The organism is Streptomyces sp. NTD91 (assembly GCF_059510455.1).
On the sequence record NZ_JCAJZW010000085.1, the window covers coordinates 1 to 13,588 of the forward strand.

Genomic DNA, 13,588 nt, shown 5'->3' on the forward strand with positions numbered 1-13,588 from the left:
CTAGGCCATCGGATGCTGCCGCACGGACACCTCCAAGGGCGTTCGCGTTTCCAACGTGTGGGCATCTTAAGGCCGCTTTGGCCGGACGAATGCTGACCCAATGCTGACTTTCAGGAGCGGGCCCGGCAAAAAGGGGCGGCCCGCCGGAACAGAACGGACAGGACGGCAGGGACGACCCCGAGCAGGAAGAGCGACGGCGCATCAGGCGACGGCGCAAGCTCCGCTTGAACCAAGCCCTGCTCGGCAGATCCCGCGGCGGACTGACGAGCGAGATTCATCTCGCAGCAGACCGCAAGTGCCGTTCGCTGTCACTCGTACTGACCGCAGGACAGGCCGCCGACAGCCCGCAGTTCGTCCCCGTGCTGCAGAAGATACGGGTCCGTCTGCCTGCCGGCCGGCCTCGAACCCGGCCCGGCGCTGTCGCCGCGGACAAGGCCTACTCGTCCCGCGCCAACCGCTCTTACCTGCGAAAACGCAGCATCAAAGCAGTCATCCCGGAGAAGAAGGACCAGGCCGCCAACCGGAAGAGGAAGGGCTCCGGGGGCGGCCGGCCCGTCAGCCACGACACCGGCCTCTACAAGGAGAGAAACACAGTCGAGCGGCTCATCAACAAGTTAAAGGCATGGCGGGGCATCGCCACTCGATACGACAAGTCGCCCGAGAGCTACCTCGCCGGCCTCCACCTCCGTGCCTCAATGATCTGGATCAACGACCTACGGAAGGCGACTCACTGATCACGACCTCACACAGGCCCTAGACCTCAGGACGAGAGCGCAACCAGGCGGTCGATGTGGCGGCCTCGCGGTCGGGCAGCACGTCGACGCGCCGGCCCGTTTCGGCGTCGATGACGATCGTCGCATAGCGGTGGCGCCGACGCGGGGCAAAGTCGTCGACCCCGATCACCCGCGGGACTGTGACCGTCGGGATGGGGATACGCCGCAGCAGACGCAGAGCAGTTGCACGGGAGACCGGAACTGCCAGCAGGGACGTGAGCCGAGCGGCCGCCCGGCCGCATAACTCCTTGACCACTCCCGAGACCTGGCTGGTCAGACGCGTGGTGCGACGTTGCAGGCGGGGGACTTGCTCGCGGAAGGTCTGCCGTCGACAGCCCAGAACCGGACAGACCAGGCGCCGAATCCGTAGACATATCACGACGCGGCGGCCATCCACCGGCACATCCCCCACCGTCCGGCCATGGTATCCGTGCACCTTCCCCGTCAGCACCCCGCACATCGGGCAGGGAACGGGAACATCCCGGGTCCGGGCCAAGACCCGGATCACCTCACCATCGTCCGCCACATCATCGATGACCAGCGCCGACAGCCCTGAAAACACCGTTGCCACAAGGGAGTTGACATCACGCGTATGACATCAACGATGCCCGTCGCCTGCCGTCACCACCGACTACGGAACAGAGCCGTTCGTTTGACAGACCCGCATGCGCTGGACGTAGCGCAGTCGAGGGTGGGGCGGGCGGCGTAGCTCCTGGGCCTGGCCAGGTCGCTGCCGTGGTCGACATCGCCCTGACGGCCGCAGGAGAGCGTGCCTCTGGCCGCCCTGTCGTCCTCTGGGGTTCTCCCTCAGGCGCTGAGGTGCTGGGTGACGAACAGGGCGGCGCGGTCGAGGGCTTGGTCGGCTTCGTCGAGTTGGCCGATGAAGGACTGGAACACGTGCGGTACTTTGGCCGTGACGTCCAGGATCACGTCGACCTCGGCGTCCCGGGCTCGTTCGGCGAGGCGCACCGAGTCGTCGAGCAGCAGTTCGTTCGTGCCGACCTGCAGCAGTAGGGGCGGGAAGCCGGTCAGGTCGGCCAGGACGGCCGGCGCGAGCAGTTCCTGGTTCGGGTCCTGCCCGCCGAGGTACATGTCGCCGGTGTGGGCCATGCCCTCGCGGGTGAAGAAGGGGTCGATTCCGGCCTTGGTGTCCATGCTGGCGCCTGAGCGGGTGTGGTCGAGGCCGGGTGAGAACGCGACGACGGCGCCGGGCATGGGCAGTCCGGCCTTTTTGGCGGCGAGCGTGGTCGTTATGGTCAGGCCACCACCGGCCGAGTCTCCGGCGAACGCGATGGATTCCGGGTTGACCGCGTCGTCGAGCAGCGCCCGGTACGCGGCGAGGCAGTCCTCGATCGCGGCGGGGAACGGGTGTTCGGGCGCGAGCCGGTAGTCGAGCGACAGCGCACGGAATCCGGTGCGGGTGACCAGGCTGGCGGTCAGCCCCATCGCCGTCCGCGGTGATCCGAGGGAGAACGAGCCGCCGTGGAAGTACAGGATGGTGCCCGCACGTGTCTCGCCTTCCGGTTCGACCAGTACCACGGGCCGCTCGCCGAGCACGGTGTCGGACGTGCGTACCTCCGGGACCGGGAACAGCGCCATCAGCGCCGCAAAATCGCTGCGCATCTGCTCGACGGGCAGTGGGCGGAAGCCCTGCCGGCCCCGCCGCAGCATCACGTCAACCGTCGCGCGTTGTGCCCTGCTCATAGGTGTGCCCCTTCAGGTGCATGCCGCTAAACTATATGCCGTGGAAGGTAATGTATATGCCGCGGCATCTAAAGGCGGCGCCGGGGCGACTGCGACTTTCTTCAGCGATCTGGTGCGGTGCGAGACACGCCTGTACAACGCGCTCAACGATCAGCTGCGCAGCCGCCACGGGATCGCGGCATCACAGTTCGAGTTCCTCCACTATCTGCGCGATCACCCGGGCGCCCGCGTCGGCGACCTCGCGGCGTTCTTCGCCGTCGGCATCGGGGCGACCAGCAAGGGGATAGACCGCCTCGAAGGCCATGGATGGGTCAGGCGCATCCCCAACCCCGCAGACCGCCGCTCCTCACTGCTCGAACTCACCGACGCCGGCACCGAGCTTGTCACCGACGCGGAGAACACGTTCGCGACCGTCAACGGACTCATCCAAGCGATCCTCGACCCCGCGCAGCTGCACGCCACAGCGCAGGCACTGCGACAACTCTGCACCGCACTCGAACAGGACAAGATCGGCACACCTGCCGGCTGAGCGCAGTCCACGCTTGAGCGAGGCCGGCACAGCGGCGCCACCCTCGTTGTCCTCCCCGACATCACCGGACTCCTCCCGGACATCGCCCCCTCGGCGCCAGTGTCTCCCACGCAGGGCTGCTCGTCACGGCCGTCGGCCTGATCGTCGGCGGGCCGACGATGGGCCTGGCCACCCTGCGCCTGCCCCAACGCCTCACCCTCGTACTCGCCGTGGCGGTCTTCGCCGCCCGTCACATCGTCACGGCCCTCACCAGAGCGCTCTTCAACCGCCTCGGCAGAGACAGTCACGTCGCTCATCAGGTGCTACTTCCATGATCGGGAGTTACACCGAAGACCGTACAGACCCGGACCTGCCTGCGAGTGTGAGTCGATTGCAGGTGTCGGCGGCGCGGCGGCGGACGGGAGCACGGGCAGATAGACGGTGAACACTGTCCGTCCGGGCACGCTGTCGACAGTGACTGCACCGCTGTGCGCGGTCGCCACGGCCTGCACGATGGCGAGTCCAAGGCCGGTCGAGCCGGTGGTCCTGGAGCGCGCTGAGTCGCCTCGCGCGAATCGCTCGAAAACGTGCGGGAGCAGGTCGGGTGGGATGCCCGGTCCGTTGTCCTCGATGTCGAGGCATAGCCATTGGTTGTCCCGGCGTACTCGGGCGGTGACGGTTGTGCCGGACGGTGTGTGGTTGCAGGCGTTGGCGAGCAGATTGACCAGTATCTGCTGGAGCCGGGTGGCGTCGGCCGACACCGGTGCGGGTTCGTCGGTGAGTTCGAGTCGCCAGATGTGGTTCGTTCCGGCTGCGCGGGCATCGCTGACAGCATCGATGGTCAGTGGCACCAGGTCAGTGGGTTCGAATTGCAGTGGTCGGCCGGCGTCCAGGCGGGCGAGCAGCAGCAGGTCCTCGACGAGCAGGCTCATGCGCCCTGCCTCGGACTCGATGCGTGTCAGTGCGTGCCGGGTGTTCGGCCCGGTCGGTTCCGCAGCCCGACGGGTGAGTTCGGCGTAACCGCGGATGGACGTCAGCGGGGTGCGTAGTTCATGGCTGGCGTCCGCGACGAATTGTCGGACTCGCATCTCGCTCTCCTGGCGGGCGTGAAGGGCGCCGTGTACGTGGTCGAGCATCCGGTTGAGTGCGACGCCGACCTGGCCGACCTCACTGTGTGGGTCGCACTCGGACTGCGGGACGCGTTCGTTGAGGTTGACCTCGCCTGAATGCAGAGGGAGTTCGGAGACGCGGGTGGCAGTGGCTGCGACCCTGCGCAGCGGGCGGGTGGCGATGCCGACGATGACGGTGCCAGCCAGGGACGCGGCGATCAGGCCAGCGGCGGTGACGCTTACTTCGGCGAGGATGAGAGTGTTGATCGTGTTGTCGGCGTCCGTGGTCGGAATGGCCACGTAGTAGGTCCCCTTCGGCCCCGTGGTGTACATGACGCTGTATGTGCCGAGACCGGGAATGTCGGTGACGTGCATGGAGTGGTCACGTGGCAAAGTGCTCAGTCTTGCGATCTGCCTGGTGTTCAGCGACTCGGCATTTATCCAGGGGATACCGTTGTCGTCCTTGGCCTTGTGGCCGACCTTTGCTTCGGTGATGGAGCCGTTCTGGAGCCTTGCGGCGATGGTGCCGTTCGGCTGCGGTCCGGTGACAAACCGGGCCAGTCCGATTTTCTGATCCGGATCTCCGGGCCCACCGCCAGGACCGTGGCCGTGAGTCGTTGCCCCAGGTGGCATCGGCATGCCGGAAGCCCGTGCAGCAACTTCCTTGAGTTGATCGTTGAGCTGCCCGTACAGATGTGACCGGAGAGCCAGCGTGGTTACAGTGCCGATCACCGCGCAGACGACTGCTATCAGCGCTACTGATGCCAGTACGAGCCGGGTCCGCAGCGTTCGAGGACGTCCTGTTCGCGTTGTCCGCACTCCACGCTGCCTGCTCATGAGCGTGCAGCCGAAGTGATCAGGAAGCCGTCACCGTCCCGCGCGTGAATCATCGGCTCGCGCCCGGTGTCAAGCTTGCGCCGCAGGTACGAAATATAACGTTTCACCAAATTTGCCTGACTGTGGAAGTCGTAGGCCCACACACTGCCGAGGATCAGCGCCTCGCTGAGCACCTCCTCTGCATGACGCATGAGGAAGCGGAGCAGCTCGAACTCAGTGGACGTCAAGTGGATGCGGTCGCCGCCGCGGGTGGCCACATGGCTGTCCTCGTTCAGAGCGAGGTCCCCTACGACGAGTACGGAGTCGTGACACGGGTCGACGACCCCAGCCTGCCGCATCAATTCGCCAAGGCGAGCGACGACTTTCTCCGGGCTGAAAGGCCAAGTGATGTAACCGTCGCTACTGGCCACCAGCCCAGCGAGGCGCTCCTCGGGGTCCTCTTGGCTCGTGGAGCTGAGCAGCAGAATCAGCACCTCGGGCAGCTCGCCGCGGAGCGGCGTCAGCACGTCCGGTCCGTCCGTGTCGGGCAGCTTCACGTCCGGCACCGCCGCGCCTGGCCGGAAGTCCCGTGCAGCCTTGATCGCGCCCTGCCCGTCCTGTGCACCGCGGATTGTCCAGCCCTCGTATCCCAAAGCGGTGGTAAGCAACTCGAGCATGGGCGGATCATCATCCACCACGAGCACCCGAACAGGGGTCCCGTCCGGCCTCACTATGTCGGTGCGCCCCTTGGGCGAAATCGTGGACATGGTGCACACCCTGTCGAGACTGCCTGAGAGGACTCTTTCGAGTTCCTGTGGTTCAGCTAAGAGCTCGTCACACGATCTTGTGGACGTGCGCTGGCGAGGCGTGACTTGTAGGAGCTTTCCGCCGTTCGCGGGGTGTGGGGAACCGACTGTGGATCGTGGACGACGACTTGTGGACGCTGATCGAGCCGTCGCTGCCGTCCGGGCCCAAGAAGGCACCCGGTCCGAAGCCCGTGGATGACCGGTTGTGCCTGCAGAGCATCCTGTGCGTGCTCTACAACGACATCAGCTGGCAACTGCTGCCGCTGTAGCTTGGGTTCGGCTCCGGACAGACCTGCTGGGTCGTCTGGCGTTGGTGCGCGTGACGACGACGGGGGTCCGCAGCGCGTCGATGATCAGGCGGGCACGGGTGCTGCTCGCGTCGGACACGTCGGTCGGCGAGGTCGATCCGCGGGCGGTGATCGCGGACCGGGTCGGGGTCTCGTGCGAGTCGGTCCGCCTGATCTCGAAGCGGTACGCGGAGACCGGCGGCGATGTGTGGGCCACGGTCGGCCGGAAGGAACGCGCATGCCCGCCGGTGCCCTCCCCGGTGACCGGCGAGGTCGAGGCGAGGCTGATCGCGCTCGCCTGCTCGACGCCGCCCGAGGGACATGCCCGGTGGTCGCTGCGACTGCTGGAGAAACATGTCGCGCTGATCGAGGACATCCCGGATCTGGACCACTCCACGATCGGCCGGGTGTTAAAAAAACGGAACTGCGTCCTCACGTGAAGAAGTGCTGGACCATCCCGCCCGCTGCGAATGCGGCCTTCGCCGCGGCGATGGAGGACGTCCTCGCGGTCTACCGCCGCCCCCTCGACCCCGCCCGCCCGGTGGTGTGCATGGACGAGAAGCCGTACCAGCTGCTCGGCCACGTCCGCGATCCGCTTCCCGCGCGGCCGGGGCGTGACCGGCGAAGGACAACGAGTACGTCCGCTCGGGGACCTGCTCGATCTTCTGCTGGGCCGAGCCACTGCGCGGATGGCGGCGCGTGGACGCCCGGCCCCGCCGGACCAGGGTCGACTGGGCACACGAGGTCGAGCACCTGCTGACCGTGGACTACCCCGACGCCGCCACGGTCGTGCTGGTGCCTGGTCACGCCCTTGTCCTGCCTGTGCCGCACGTGACCGACCTGCATGACGTACCAACTGATCTCCTGCATGAGATCTTCGAGGTGACAGCAAGAGTGACCTCGGCGGTGAAGGACGCCTATGGGGCTGTCGGGAGCACGGTGACGCAGAACAACCACATCCCAGGTCAAATGCTTCATCACGTGCACGTTCATGTCGTCCCCCGGTTCGATGACGACGGGTTTCGGATGCCGGACCCGGCAGTGCGTGAAGCACCACGCGACGTGCGATTTGCTCGAGCTGCCGCCCTCAGGAAGGCATTGCAGGAGGGAGCTTGAGCCGCCCGGGAAAAGACCGGCACCCGGATCTCCTCAGGTCGTACCTCTCTCTTCCGAGAGTGGCTGCGATGGGTGCATCGGGGATCCGGCGCGATACTCACCCGCCTTGGTGTGTGCGCCGCGGGCAGTGCGAACCCTCGTCCGTGGACACTGTCATGAACTTACTGCAACGGCATGTACCTCTCCGTGTACATGCAACTCGGCTCGAAGTGGCTCCCGACCACCGGACGATGCCACCACACAGCCAAGGCGGTGATCTGCAGGTCGTACGCCCTGGTCTTGATCGGCTGCGCCATCAAGCGGGGCGCCATCCATGGAGTAACCCGCAGGACCGGACTGCCAGCCCTGCTTCGCGAGTGCCGGGGTGACACCGAGACCCCGAAGTGGTCGGGGGCGCAGGCTCAGTCGGCCGTCGTGACCGCGTCCCTGATGAGGCGGCGGGCGGCCGCGTCGGTGCGGGCGACGTCATGGGTCACCAAGCGGTCCTGGCACAGACCGCGCAGGCCGGAGACGAGGAGCGTGGCCGCTGTCCGAGCCTGCTGTGGCGGGTGACCCAGCCGGACGTAAGCCGCGGCGATGGGGCCGATCATGACCTCGACGGTCTCGGCCGCGATGTCGCCGTACTGCTCGGGATCGGTGGCGGCCAGGCTGAGCAGCTGCAGCAGCATGCGGACCGGCCCGGACTGCTCCCCGACGGTCATCGCCTCCCACAGGGCATGAGCCGCCTTGCGCAGCCCCGCGCTGTCGCGGACGTCGTCGAACATCGCGTGCGCGTCGGGACGGCAAGCGGCCAGCGCCTGGGCCAGCAGGTTCTCACGGCTGCCGAAGTAGTACAGAAGCATGCGCTTGGTGGTGCCGATCGACTCGGCGAGCGGACTCAGCGACATCTGCGCGACGCCGTGGTGCTGGAGGTGGTTCACCACCTGCTTCAGCAGCTCGGCGCGCTTCTCGGCGTTGACGGGGCGAGGCACGCTTTGACTGTACCGACCGGTACGCGTAAGGTCCAGCAGACGTAAATGTGCCGATCGGTACGTTAATCGAGGTGGCGCCATGGCGACGGTCAGGCGCGGCACAGCCGAGGGAGGCGCCGTGAAACTGGTTGGATCGCGAACAGTGAGGGACCACCGGTACCGGAGAGGCGGCCAAGTGGTGACCGGGGATCCGGTCGGCCGAGTGTGCCGCGGTCTCTGCGGCATGGCCCGCCGTGGCGGCCAGGGGGTGGTCCTGTGAAACACCGGATCGCGCGTCCCCGGGGCATATCCGTGGCCAGAGTCCTCGTCGAGACCCTCACGATCCCGGCAGTGCTCTTCCTCGGCCTGCTGTTCAGCTTCCCCATGGCCTTCCACCAGCCACAGCCCCACCACGCCAAGCTCGTGATCGCCGATCCCGCGGTGGAATACAGGGTCGAGACCGCACTGCAGCGGCAGCATCCCGGCGGGTTCGACGTCACCGCCGTCCCGGACGCCCGGGCAGCCCGCCGGGCGGTGCTGGACCGGGACGCCGCGGCAGGCTTCGCCGCCACGGGCAGACATGCCGTGCTCTACGTGGCCAAGGCCAACGGCGCGTCCCTCGAGCAGGCGCTGACCAAGGGCTTCACCCAGCTCGCGGCGCACAACCACCAGAAGCTCACCGTCACGGACGTAGCCCCCACGGTCAGCAAGGACGGGTCCGGCGCGACCCTGGTCTACTTCGGGATCGCCTGGAACGTCCCCGGCTACATACTCGCCACGACCCTGCTGCGGGCGGTGACCTTCAACCGGCGCAACAAGCTCATCACGGTCGCGGGCGCCGCCGGCCTCTTCAGCGCCGTGGGTTTCCTGGTCGGCGTGGGACTGGGCTTCTTCCCCAACGACCCCTCGGCCCTGGCGATCGCCTTCCTGCTCACCACGGCCGTGGCCACGTTCTCCCTCGGCATGGCGCCCTTCGTCAAGCACTTCTTCCCCCTGGCGGGTCTGGGCCTGTACGTCGTGCTGAGCGTTCCCTCCAGCGGCCTGGTCCCCGTCCAGCTGCTGCCGGCGTTCTTCCAGGCCCTGCACGCCGTCATGCCGCTGGGCAACGCGGTCGACGGCCTGCGGGGAGTCCTGTACTTCGACAACGCGGGGGTGCTCAGGCCGGTCCTCGTCCTGTGCGCGTGGATCACGGCGGGTGTGGCGCTGATGGCCCTCGACGCGTGGCGGCACCACCGCACGACCGTACGACGGGGGGCGGAGGACGAGCAGGAGGACGTACCGGAACCGCCGGTGGAGGACCCCTCCCTGGAGACGCCCACACCCACCGCGCTACCGGTCCACCCCCACCACTTCGGCGAGCCGTTGCCGATGCTGGAGGGCACCGTCTACGACGGCGAACAGCAGCCCGTCCGCCATGCCGCGGTGACCGTCATGGACTCCGGTGGCCGGCAGTTGGTGCGGACCACGACGAACGCGCGCGGCGAGTACGCCGTGACCGGACTGCCCGAGGGATACATCAGCGTCGTCGTCTCGCACCCCGGCCGGGACCCCCTCGTCCACCAGAAGCTGCTGCAGTCCGGGGTGGCCGTCCGGGCCGACTTCACCCTGCACGACCGGCGCAACGGCACGTCAGTCCGCGCGGGCGCTCAGCGCCTCGACCTCGGACACGCGAGACACGGATCCTGAGACCACACGGATGGGGCCAGCCGGGACCGACGAGGTCGATGTGCCCTGCTCGATACACACCGCGACGATCTTGGTCTCCCGGGAAGTCGCCGCGCCGCGTGGCGGTGGCCCCCGGCGCCGTCGCACGGCCGGAGGATGCGGCCGAAACCATCGCTCTCTTTACTGGACGCAAGCGGAAAACAAGAACGCCGGGATCGGCAGCGGCCCGGGCTGGAGGGAAACACATGTCTGACAAGAATCACGCCACGGTGGCGGTCACCGGGGTGACCGGTGCGCTCGGCAGCCGGATCGCGGCCCGACTCGCCGACCACGGCGTCCCGCAACTCCTCGTCGGACGTAGTCCCGACCGCATGCCCGAACTGCCAGGCGCCCAGCGACGCGGTCCGGCCGCCTACGCCGACGCCGCAGACATGCGCAGGGCGCTCGAGGGCGCGTCGACCCTCATCCTGGTCTCCGGACACCGTACGGGTCGCCGGCTGGAAGAACACGCCACCGCGGTCGAGGCCGCGATCGCGGTCGGCGTGGGCCGGGTCCTGTATGTGTCCCTCGTCAGCGCGGCGCCCACCGCCACCTACCTCAACGCCCGTGACCAGTGGCTGACGGAACAGTTCCTGGCAGGAACCGGGATCCGCCACACAGTGCTCCGGGCGGGCTTCTACGCGGCGACGCCTGCCGCCCTCGCCAACGAGGAACTTGTCGTAAGCGGCCCTGCGCCGACAGGCCGGGCCGCCTTCGTCACCCACGAGGACATCGCCGACGTGATCACGGCCGTCGCCATCGAGGACGGTCCCCGCTCCGAGCACGACGGGGCGACCCTGGAGATCACCGGGCCCGAGGCCCTGACTCTCGACGAAGCTGTCACCCGGATCGCCGCGGCCACCGGTCTGCCCTACCGCTACGAACCCGAGACCCTCGAGGAAGCCTTCGCGCGGCGATGGCGACTGGGCATGAGCGGGGAACAGATCGAGACCTGGATCTCGTGGTATCAGGCGATCGAGAGGGGCGAGGTTTCCGTGGTCACCGACGTGGTTCCTCGACTCACCGGCTCACCGGCGACCCCGATCTCGAACGCAGCCTGGTGGCCCGCGCCGAACACCGCCCGGGGTACCGCTGAGTTGAGGCGGAAGCGAAGCTAAGGCGGTGCCCTGTGTGGTGAGACGGTCGTCGGGCTGTGCATGGAGCGGGGTGAGTCGGGTTGCGCCGGACGGTCTATTGGGGATCGCAAAGCCGCTGATGCCGCGGTCCAAGGTGCGGCCTACAGGGTGGCGGGACGCACGACAGTCGATGGTGCCGCCAAGTGCTCACGCAGGCGGTCGGCCGCGCGCAGGAGATCGTCGGAGCTGAACCTGCTGCCGGCGAAGTCGCCCCGGGCTCCTCGATGCCGGCGAGATTCGCATTGAGGACCGCGATTCCGTGTCCGGCCAGCTCCCGGCGGATCCGGGCGGCCCCCAACCAGTCCCTGCCGCACGCAAATAGAAGGGGGCGAATACGGCGTACGCCCAAGGCGTCCCCTCAGGAAGGCCCGGGCGAGCCTCGGGAGCGCCGTCCATCAGTGCGTACAGGCATGCTGCAGTACGAGAACAAGGCTGACACCGAGGACGAGTGCGATCACTCCCAGGACCATCACTTTCGTCTGATCGCTCATCTGCGCCCGTTCATTCGTGCGGAGGGCTCGGTTCCTACCGGCGACTCGAAGTCCTAGACGGCACGGACAGCGAGCTGGCCGTCGCCCGCACTTCAGTCCCGCAAGAGCTGCCGGACACACCCGACATCCGCGCGGGCGAGGGGACCGTGGCTACTGGTTTTCTGCCTGGCCAGAATGGCACGGCAAGGAACTGAGACGCATCACATGATCTGGTGATCGGTCCGACCGTTCCCTCCCCTGTCGCGAGTAACTCCTCCTTGCTGGTGACCGTGCGTTGGCGACGAGACATTCGACGGCGCGCACAGGGATCTGCCTGAGTCGATCTTTCTGCGGTCAAGCCCGAAAGGGACGCCTCGGAGAAGGGCGGCGAGTCGCACGCCGACCAATCACTCGATCGTGCGATGCTCCCCGCCCTTTTCCGATCCATAGTGATTCCTGTTAGCGATCGATAAAACAAGGAGAAATGATCATGGAAAAGCTCGCACATCGCATCGGGATCGCGACTGCGTCTCTTGCAGTCGCCGCAGGTGCTCTCTTCGCTTCCAGCGGTTCGGCGAGTGCGGCCGCCTTCCCGGCGGACACGCCCACCCCCGCCCAATCAGGTGTGGTTGCGGGGACGGGAGCCACCGGCTGGAACCACGGCGGGTACGGCGGAGTCAGGAGTGAGGGCTACCGCCACCACGGGAAGCCCTCGGACGGGCACTGCGGCCGCTACGCCTACGACCGCTTCGACCGCTTCGACCGCTTCGACCGCTTCGACCGCTTCGACCGCTTCGACCGCTTCTACCCCTGGGTCTGGGACCAGCTCACGGAGTTCGGACACGTCGACTGACCCGGGGTGCCCGTCAACGCGAACTCCCCACCCCAGCATCACAGCCCGAGCAACCGGCAGCGCCACAAGCCGCCCAGCGCTCCACCCCTCGCCGTCGAACGCATCCAGCGCATATCTGCCACACCAACACCTGCCCCGCCGGCCTCGCCACGCAGGACCCGCGCCGCGCCAGCGCATCGAACGTCCACGGAACATCGGCGCGAGTCCACCGCTTCCAGTCGCCACGGCGCAAGATCATCGCTTCGCCGGCCGCATTGAACCCGCTGATTGTGCCAGCGCACGTGCGCCGGCGTGTAGACCTGGTCACTGCCCGGTCCCATGCGGAGGAGAGGGAGTCTCATCGTGGCCAGAACCCCGCCCCCGTCATTGAGGCTGGACGAGCGCCACCAGCTCGCGGTGAGGCCGCAAGCTCCTCATCCATGCCTACCGCGTGCTGCGCGAACTCGACGCGGCACACCAGGCAGAAAGCCCAGCTCACCACTTGATGCTGACTGCGCAAGGACCGCTCACTAGATTACGCGATGCACAGCGAACACTGATGGTGTTGGTATTTAGCTCCTGATAGAAACCGGCGGTGTTTTGCACGATGAGCGGTACTGACAGTGCCCTGAGCTCTACGCCAGCTGAGTCCCAACCTTCCTCGTCTTGTCACACGCGCATCCCGGAGTGCGCCACCACCGATCTCGACTCTCCGAAGTATGAGCCAGGCCAAACATTCACAGACGGACTGGAGCCCTGGCTTTCAGCGTGGCTGGCAGTCGGCCAGGAGAGTCGCTGACATGAAATGCCATTCACGCATCCCCTCGTTGAAGCCGATGAGCCGACAATGGTTGACACCGTCATCTGGTTGATCGGATTCCGCTACCACGTTGCCCCGGATCGTATAATTCGGTGCTTCTACCTGGTCGACAACGCCAGGGACCCGGCAACAGGCTCGGCGGATCGCCGCCGAACGGGCAGAGACACCCGCCGAACGTGGACGACGCAAGCACCTCATTCTTGACCAGGCTTGGACCGAAATACGGTGCCTGCACTGTGACTCCATCGGCAGATGGAAATTTGAGCTCGCGGAGTATTCCCGCTGAACGTCGTCCGCCACGGCCCAGCATGGCAGCGCCAAAGCGGGCATGGTGTGGTGGCGGTGAGTCAGTCAGAGCTGGGGAGCGTAGCGTGGGTCTGGCATGGTGGGACGGTCTTGGACGGGCTGTCCCACCAACGTGTGTCCGGGCCGTATCTAGTGCCGCAACAGGCGACGTTCGCCCCGTCGCGACGCCCGGCACGCTCCCCCACCGCCTCAAGGGCATGGGAGGTGCCCCCACTCGCCGCACCGGGCACAAACCCACGTACATCCAGTAC

12 protein-coding genes and 2 pseudogenes are annotated in these 13,588 nt (G+C 67.0%); 9 read left to right on the plus strand and 5 right to left on the minus strand.

Annotation, left to right across the window (positions count from 1 at the left end; translation table 11 throughout):
• Positions 1–128 precede the first annotated feature (128 nt).
• Positions 129–734, plus strand: a pseudogene (locus AC5WRT_RS38080) (IS5 family transposase); the annotation flags it as partial.
• Between the two features lie 22 nt (positions 735–756).
• Here the strand turns inward: AC5WRT_RS38080 and AC5WRT_RS38085 are convergent.
• Together AC5WRT_RS38085 and AC5WRT_RS38090 are read right to left on the minus strand one after the other, a co-directional pair.
• Positions 757–1,344, minus strand: a pseudogene (locus AC5WRT_RS38085) (transposase family protein); the annotation flags it as partial.
• 236 nt (positions 1,345–1,580) lie between these two features.
• On the minus strand, positions 1,581–2,477 hold the full coding sequence (locus tag AC5WRT_RS38090) for an alpha/beta hydrolase (protein ID WP_496093933.1): 897 nt from the start codon (positions 2,475–2,477) through the stop codon (positions 1,581–1,583).
• 4 nt (positions 2,478–2,481) lie between these two features.
• On the opposite strand from AC5WRT_RS38090, the gene AC5WRT_RS38095 reads away from it, so the two are divergent.
• Positions 2,482–3,006 (plus strand): MarR family winged helix-turn-helix transcriptional regulator, encoded by a 525-nt coding sequence (locus tag AC5WRT_RS38095; RefSeq protein WP_496093932.1) that lies wholly within the window; start codon positions 2,482–2,484, stop codon positions 3,004–3,006.
• Between the two features lie 302 nt (positions 3,007–3,308).
• On the opposite strand, the gene AC5WRT_RS38100 is transcribed toward AC5WRT_RS38095, so the two are convergent.
• Both AC5WRT_RS38100 and AC5WRT_RS38105 read right to left on the minus strand, forming a co-directional pair.
• Positions 3,309–4,931, minus strand: a complete 1,623-nt coding sequence (locus AC5WRT_RS38100; RefSeq protein WP_496093931.1) for a HAMP domain-containing sensor histidine kinase — start codon at positions 4,929–4,931, stop codon at positions 3,309–3,311.
• Positions 4,928–5,677: a response regulator transcription factor gene (locus AC5WRT_RS38105; RefSeq protein ID WP_496093930.1), complete on the minus strand. Its 750-nt coding sequence runs from the start codon at positions 5,675–5,677 to the stop codon at positions 4,928–4,930. Before AC5WRT_RS38105 ends, AC5WRT_RS38100 begins: the two co-directional genes overlap by 4 nt.
• A 155-nt stretch (positions 5,678–5,832) precedes the next feature.
• Between AC5WRT_RS38105 and AC5WRT_RS38110 the strand changes: the two genes are divergently transcribed.
• The 3 genes from AC5WRT_RS38110 (at position 5,833) to AC5WRT_RS38120 (ending at position 7,119) form a co-directional block, all read left to right on the plus strand.
• Positions 5,833–5,985 carry a transposase gene (locus AC5WRT_RS38110; protein WP_496093929.1) on the plus strand — a complete coding sequence of 51 codons (153 nt, stop codon included), beginning with the start codon at positions 5,833–5,835 and terminating at the stop codon, positions 5,983–5,985.
• A 50-nt stretch (positions 5,986–6,035) separates the two neighbouring features.
• The gene (locus AC5WRT_RS38115; RefSeq protein WP_496093928.1) at positions 6,036–6,443 is read left to right on the plus strand and encodes a helix-turn-helix domain-containing protein; all 408 of its coding nucleotides are present in this window, start codon (positions 6,036–6,038) and stop codon (positions 6,441–6,443) included.
• A 322-nt stretch (positions 6,444–6,765) separates the two neighbouring features.
• The gene (locus tag AC5WRT_RS38120) at positions 6,766–7,119 is read left to right on the plus strand and encodes an HIT family protein (RefSeq protein WP_496093927.1); all 354 of its coding nucleotides are present in this window, start codon (positions 6,766–6,768) and stop codon (positions 7,117–7,119) included.
• A gap of 401 nt (positions 7,120–7,520) precedes the next feature.
• Here the strand turns inward: AC5WRT_RS38120 and AC5WRT_RS38125 are convergent, their stop codons facing one another.
• Positions 7,521–8,090 carry a TetR/AcrR family transcriptional regulator gene (locus AC5WRT_RS38125; RefSeq protein WP_496093926.1) on the minus strand — a complete coding sequence of 190 codons (570 nt, stop codon included), beginning with the start codon at positions 8,088–8,090 and terminating at the stop codon, positions 7,521–7,523.
• A gap of 291 nt (positions 8,091–8,381) precedes the next feature.
• On the opposite strand from AC5WRT_RS38125, the gene AC5WRT_RS38130 reads away from it, so the two are divergent.
• The 4 genes from AC5WRT_RS38130 (at position 8,382) to AC5WRT_RS38145 (ending at position 12,717) form a co-directional block, all read left to right on the plus strand.
• Positions 8,382–9,755 (plus strand): carboxypeptidase regulatory-like domain-containing protein, encoded by a 1,374-nt coding sequence (locus tag AC5WRT_RS38130; RefSeq protein ID WP_496093925.1) that lies wholly within the window; start codon positions 8,382–8,384, stop codon positions 9,753–9,755.
• Between the two features lie 224 nt (positions 9,756–9,979).
• Positions 9,980–10,891, plus strand: coding sequence for an NAD(P)H-binding protein (locus AC5WRT_RS38135; RefSeq protein WP_496093924.1), 912 nt, complete (start codon positions 9,980–9,982; stop codon positions 10,889–10,891).
• A 978-nt stretch (positions 10,892–11,869) separates the two neighbouring features.
• Positions 11,870–12,232, plus strand: a complete 363-nt coding sequence (locus tag AC5WRT_RS38140) for a hypothetical protein (RefSeq protein WP_496101061.1) — start codon at positions 11,870–11,872, stop codon at positions 12,230–12,232.
• Between the two features lie 113 nt (positions 12,233–12,345).
• On the plus strand, positions 12,346–12,717 hold the full coding sequence (locus tag AC5WRT_RS38145) for a glutamate synthase-related protein (protein WP_496101062.1): 372 nt from the start codon (positions 12,346–12,348) through the stop codon (positions 12,715–12,717).
• The last annotated feature ends 871 nt before the right edge of the window (positions 12,718–13,588 follow it).

Coding starts and splice junctions, on each gene's coding strand:
- AC5WRT_RS38140 (WP_496101061.1), top strand. CDS start 11,870: ATGGAAAAGCTCGCACATCGCATCGGGATCGCGACTGCGTCTCTTGCA.
- AC5WRT_RS38105 (WP_496093930.1), bottom strand. CDS start 5,677: ATGTCCACGATTTCGCCCAAGGGGCGCACCGACATAGTGAGGCCGGAC.
- AC5WRT_RS38090 (WP_496093933.1), bottom strand. CDS start 2,477: ATGAGCAGGGCACAACGCGCGACGGTTGACGTGATGCTGCGGCGGGGC.
- AC5WRT_RS38135 (WP_496093924.1), top strand. CDS start 9,980: ATGTCTGACAAGAATCACGCCACGGTGGCGGTCACCGGGGTGACCGGT.
- AC5WRT_RS38100 (WP_496093931.1), bottom strand. CDS start 4,931: ATGAGCAGGCAGCGTGGAGTGCGGACAACGCGAACAGGACGTCCTCGA.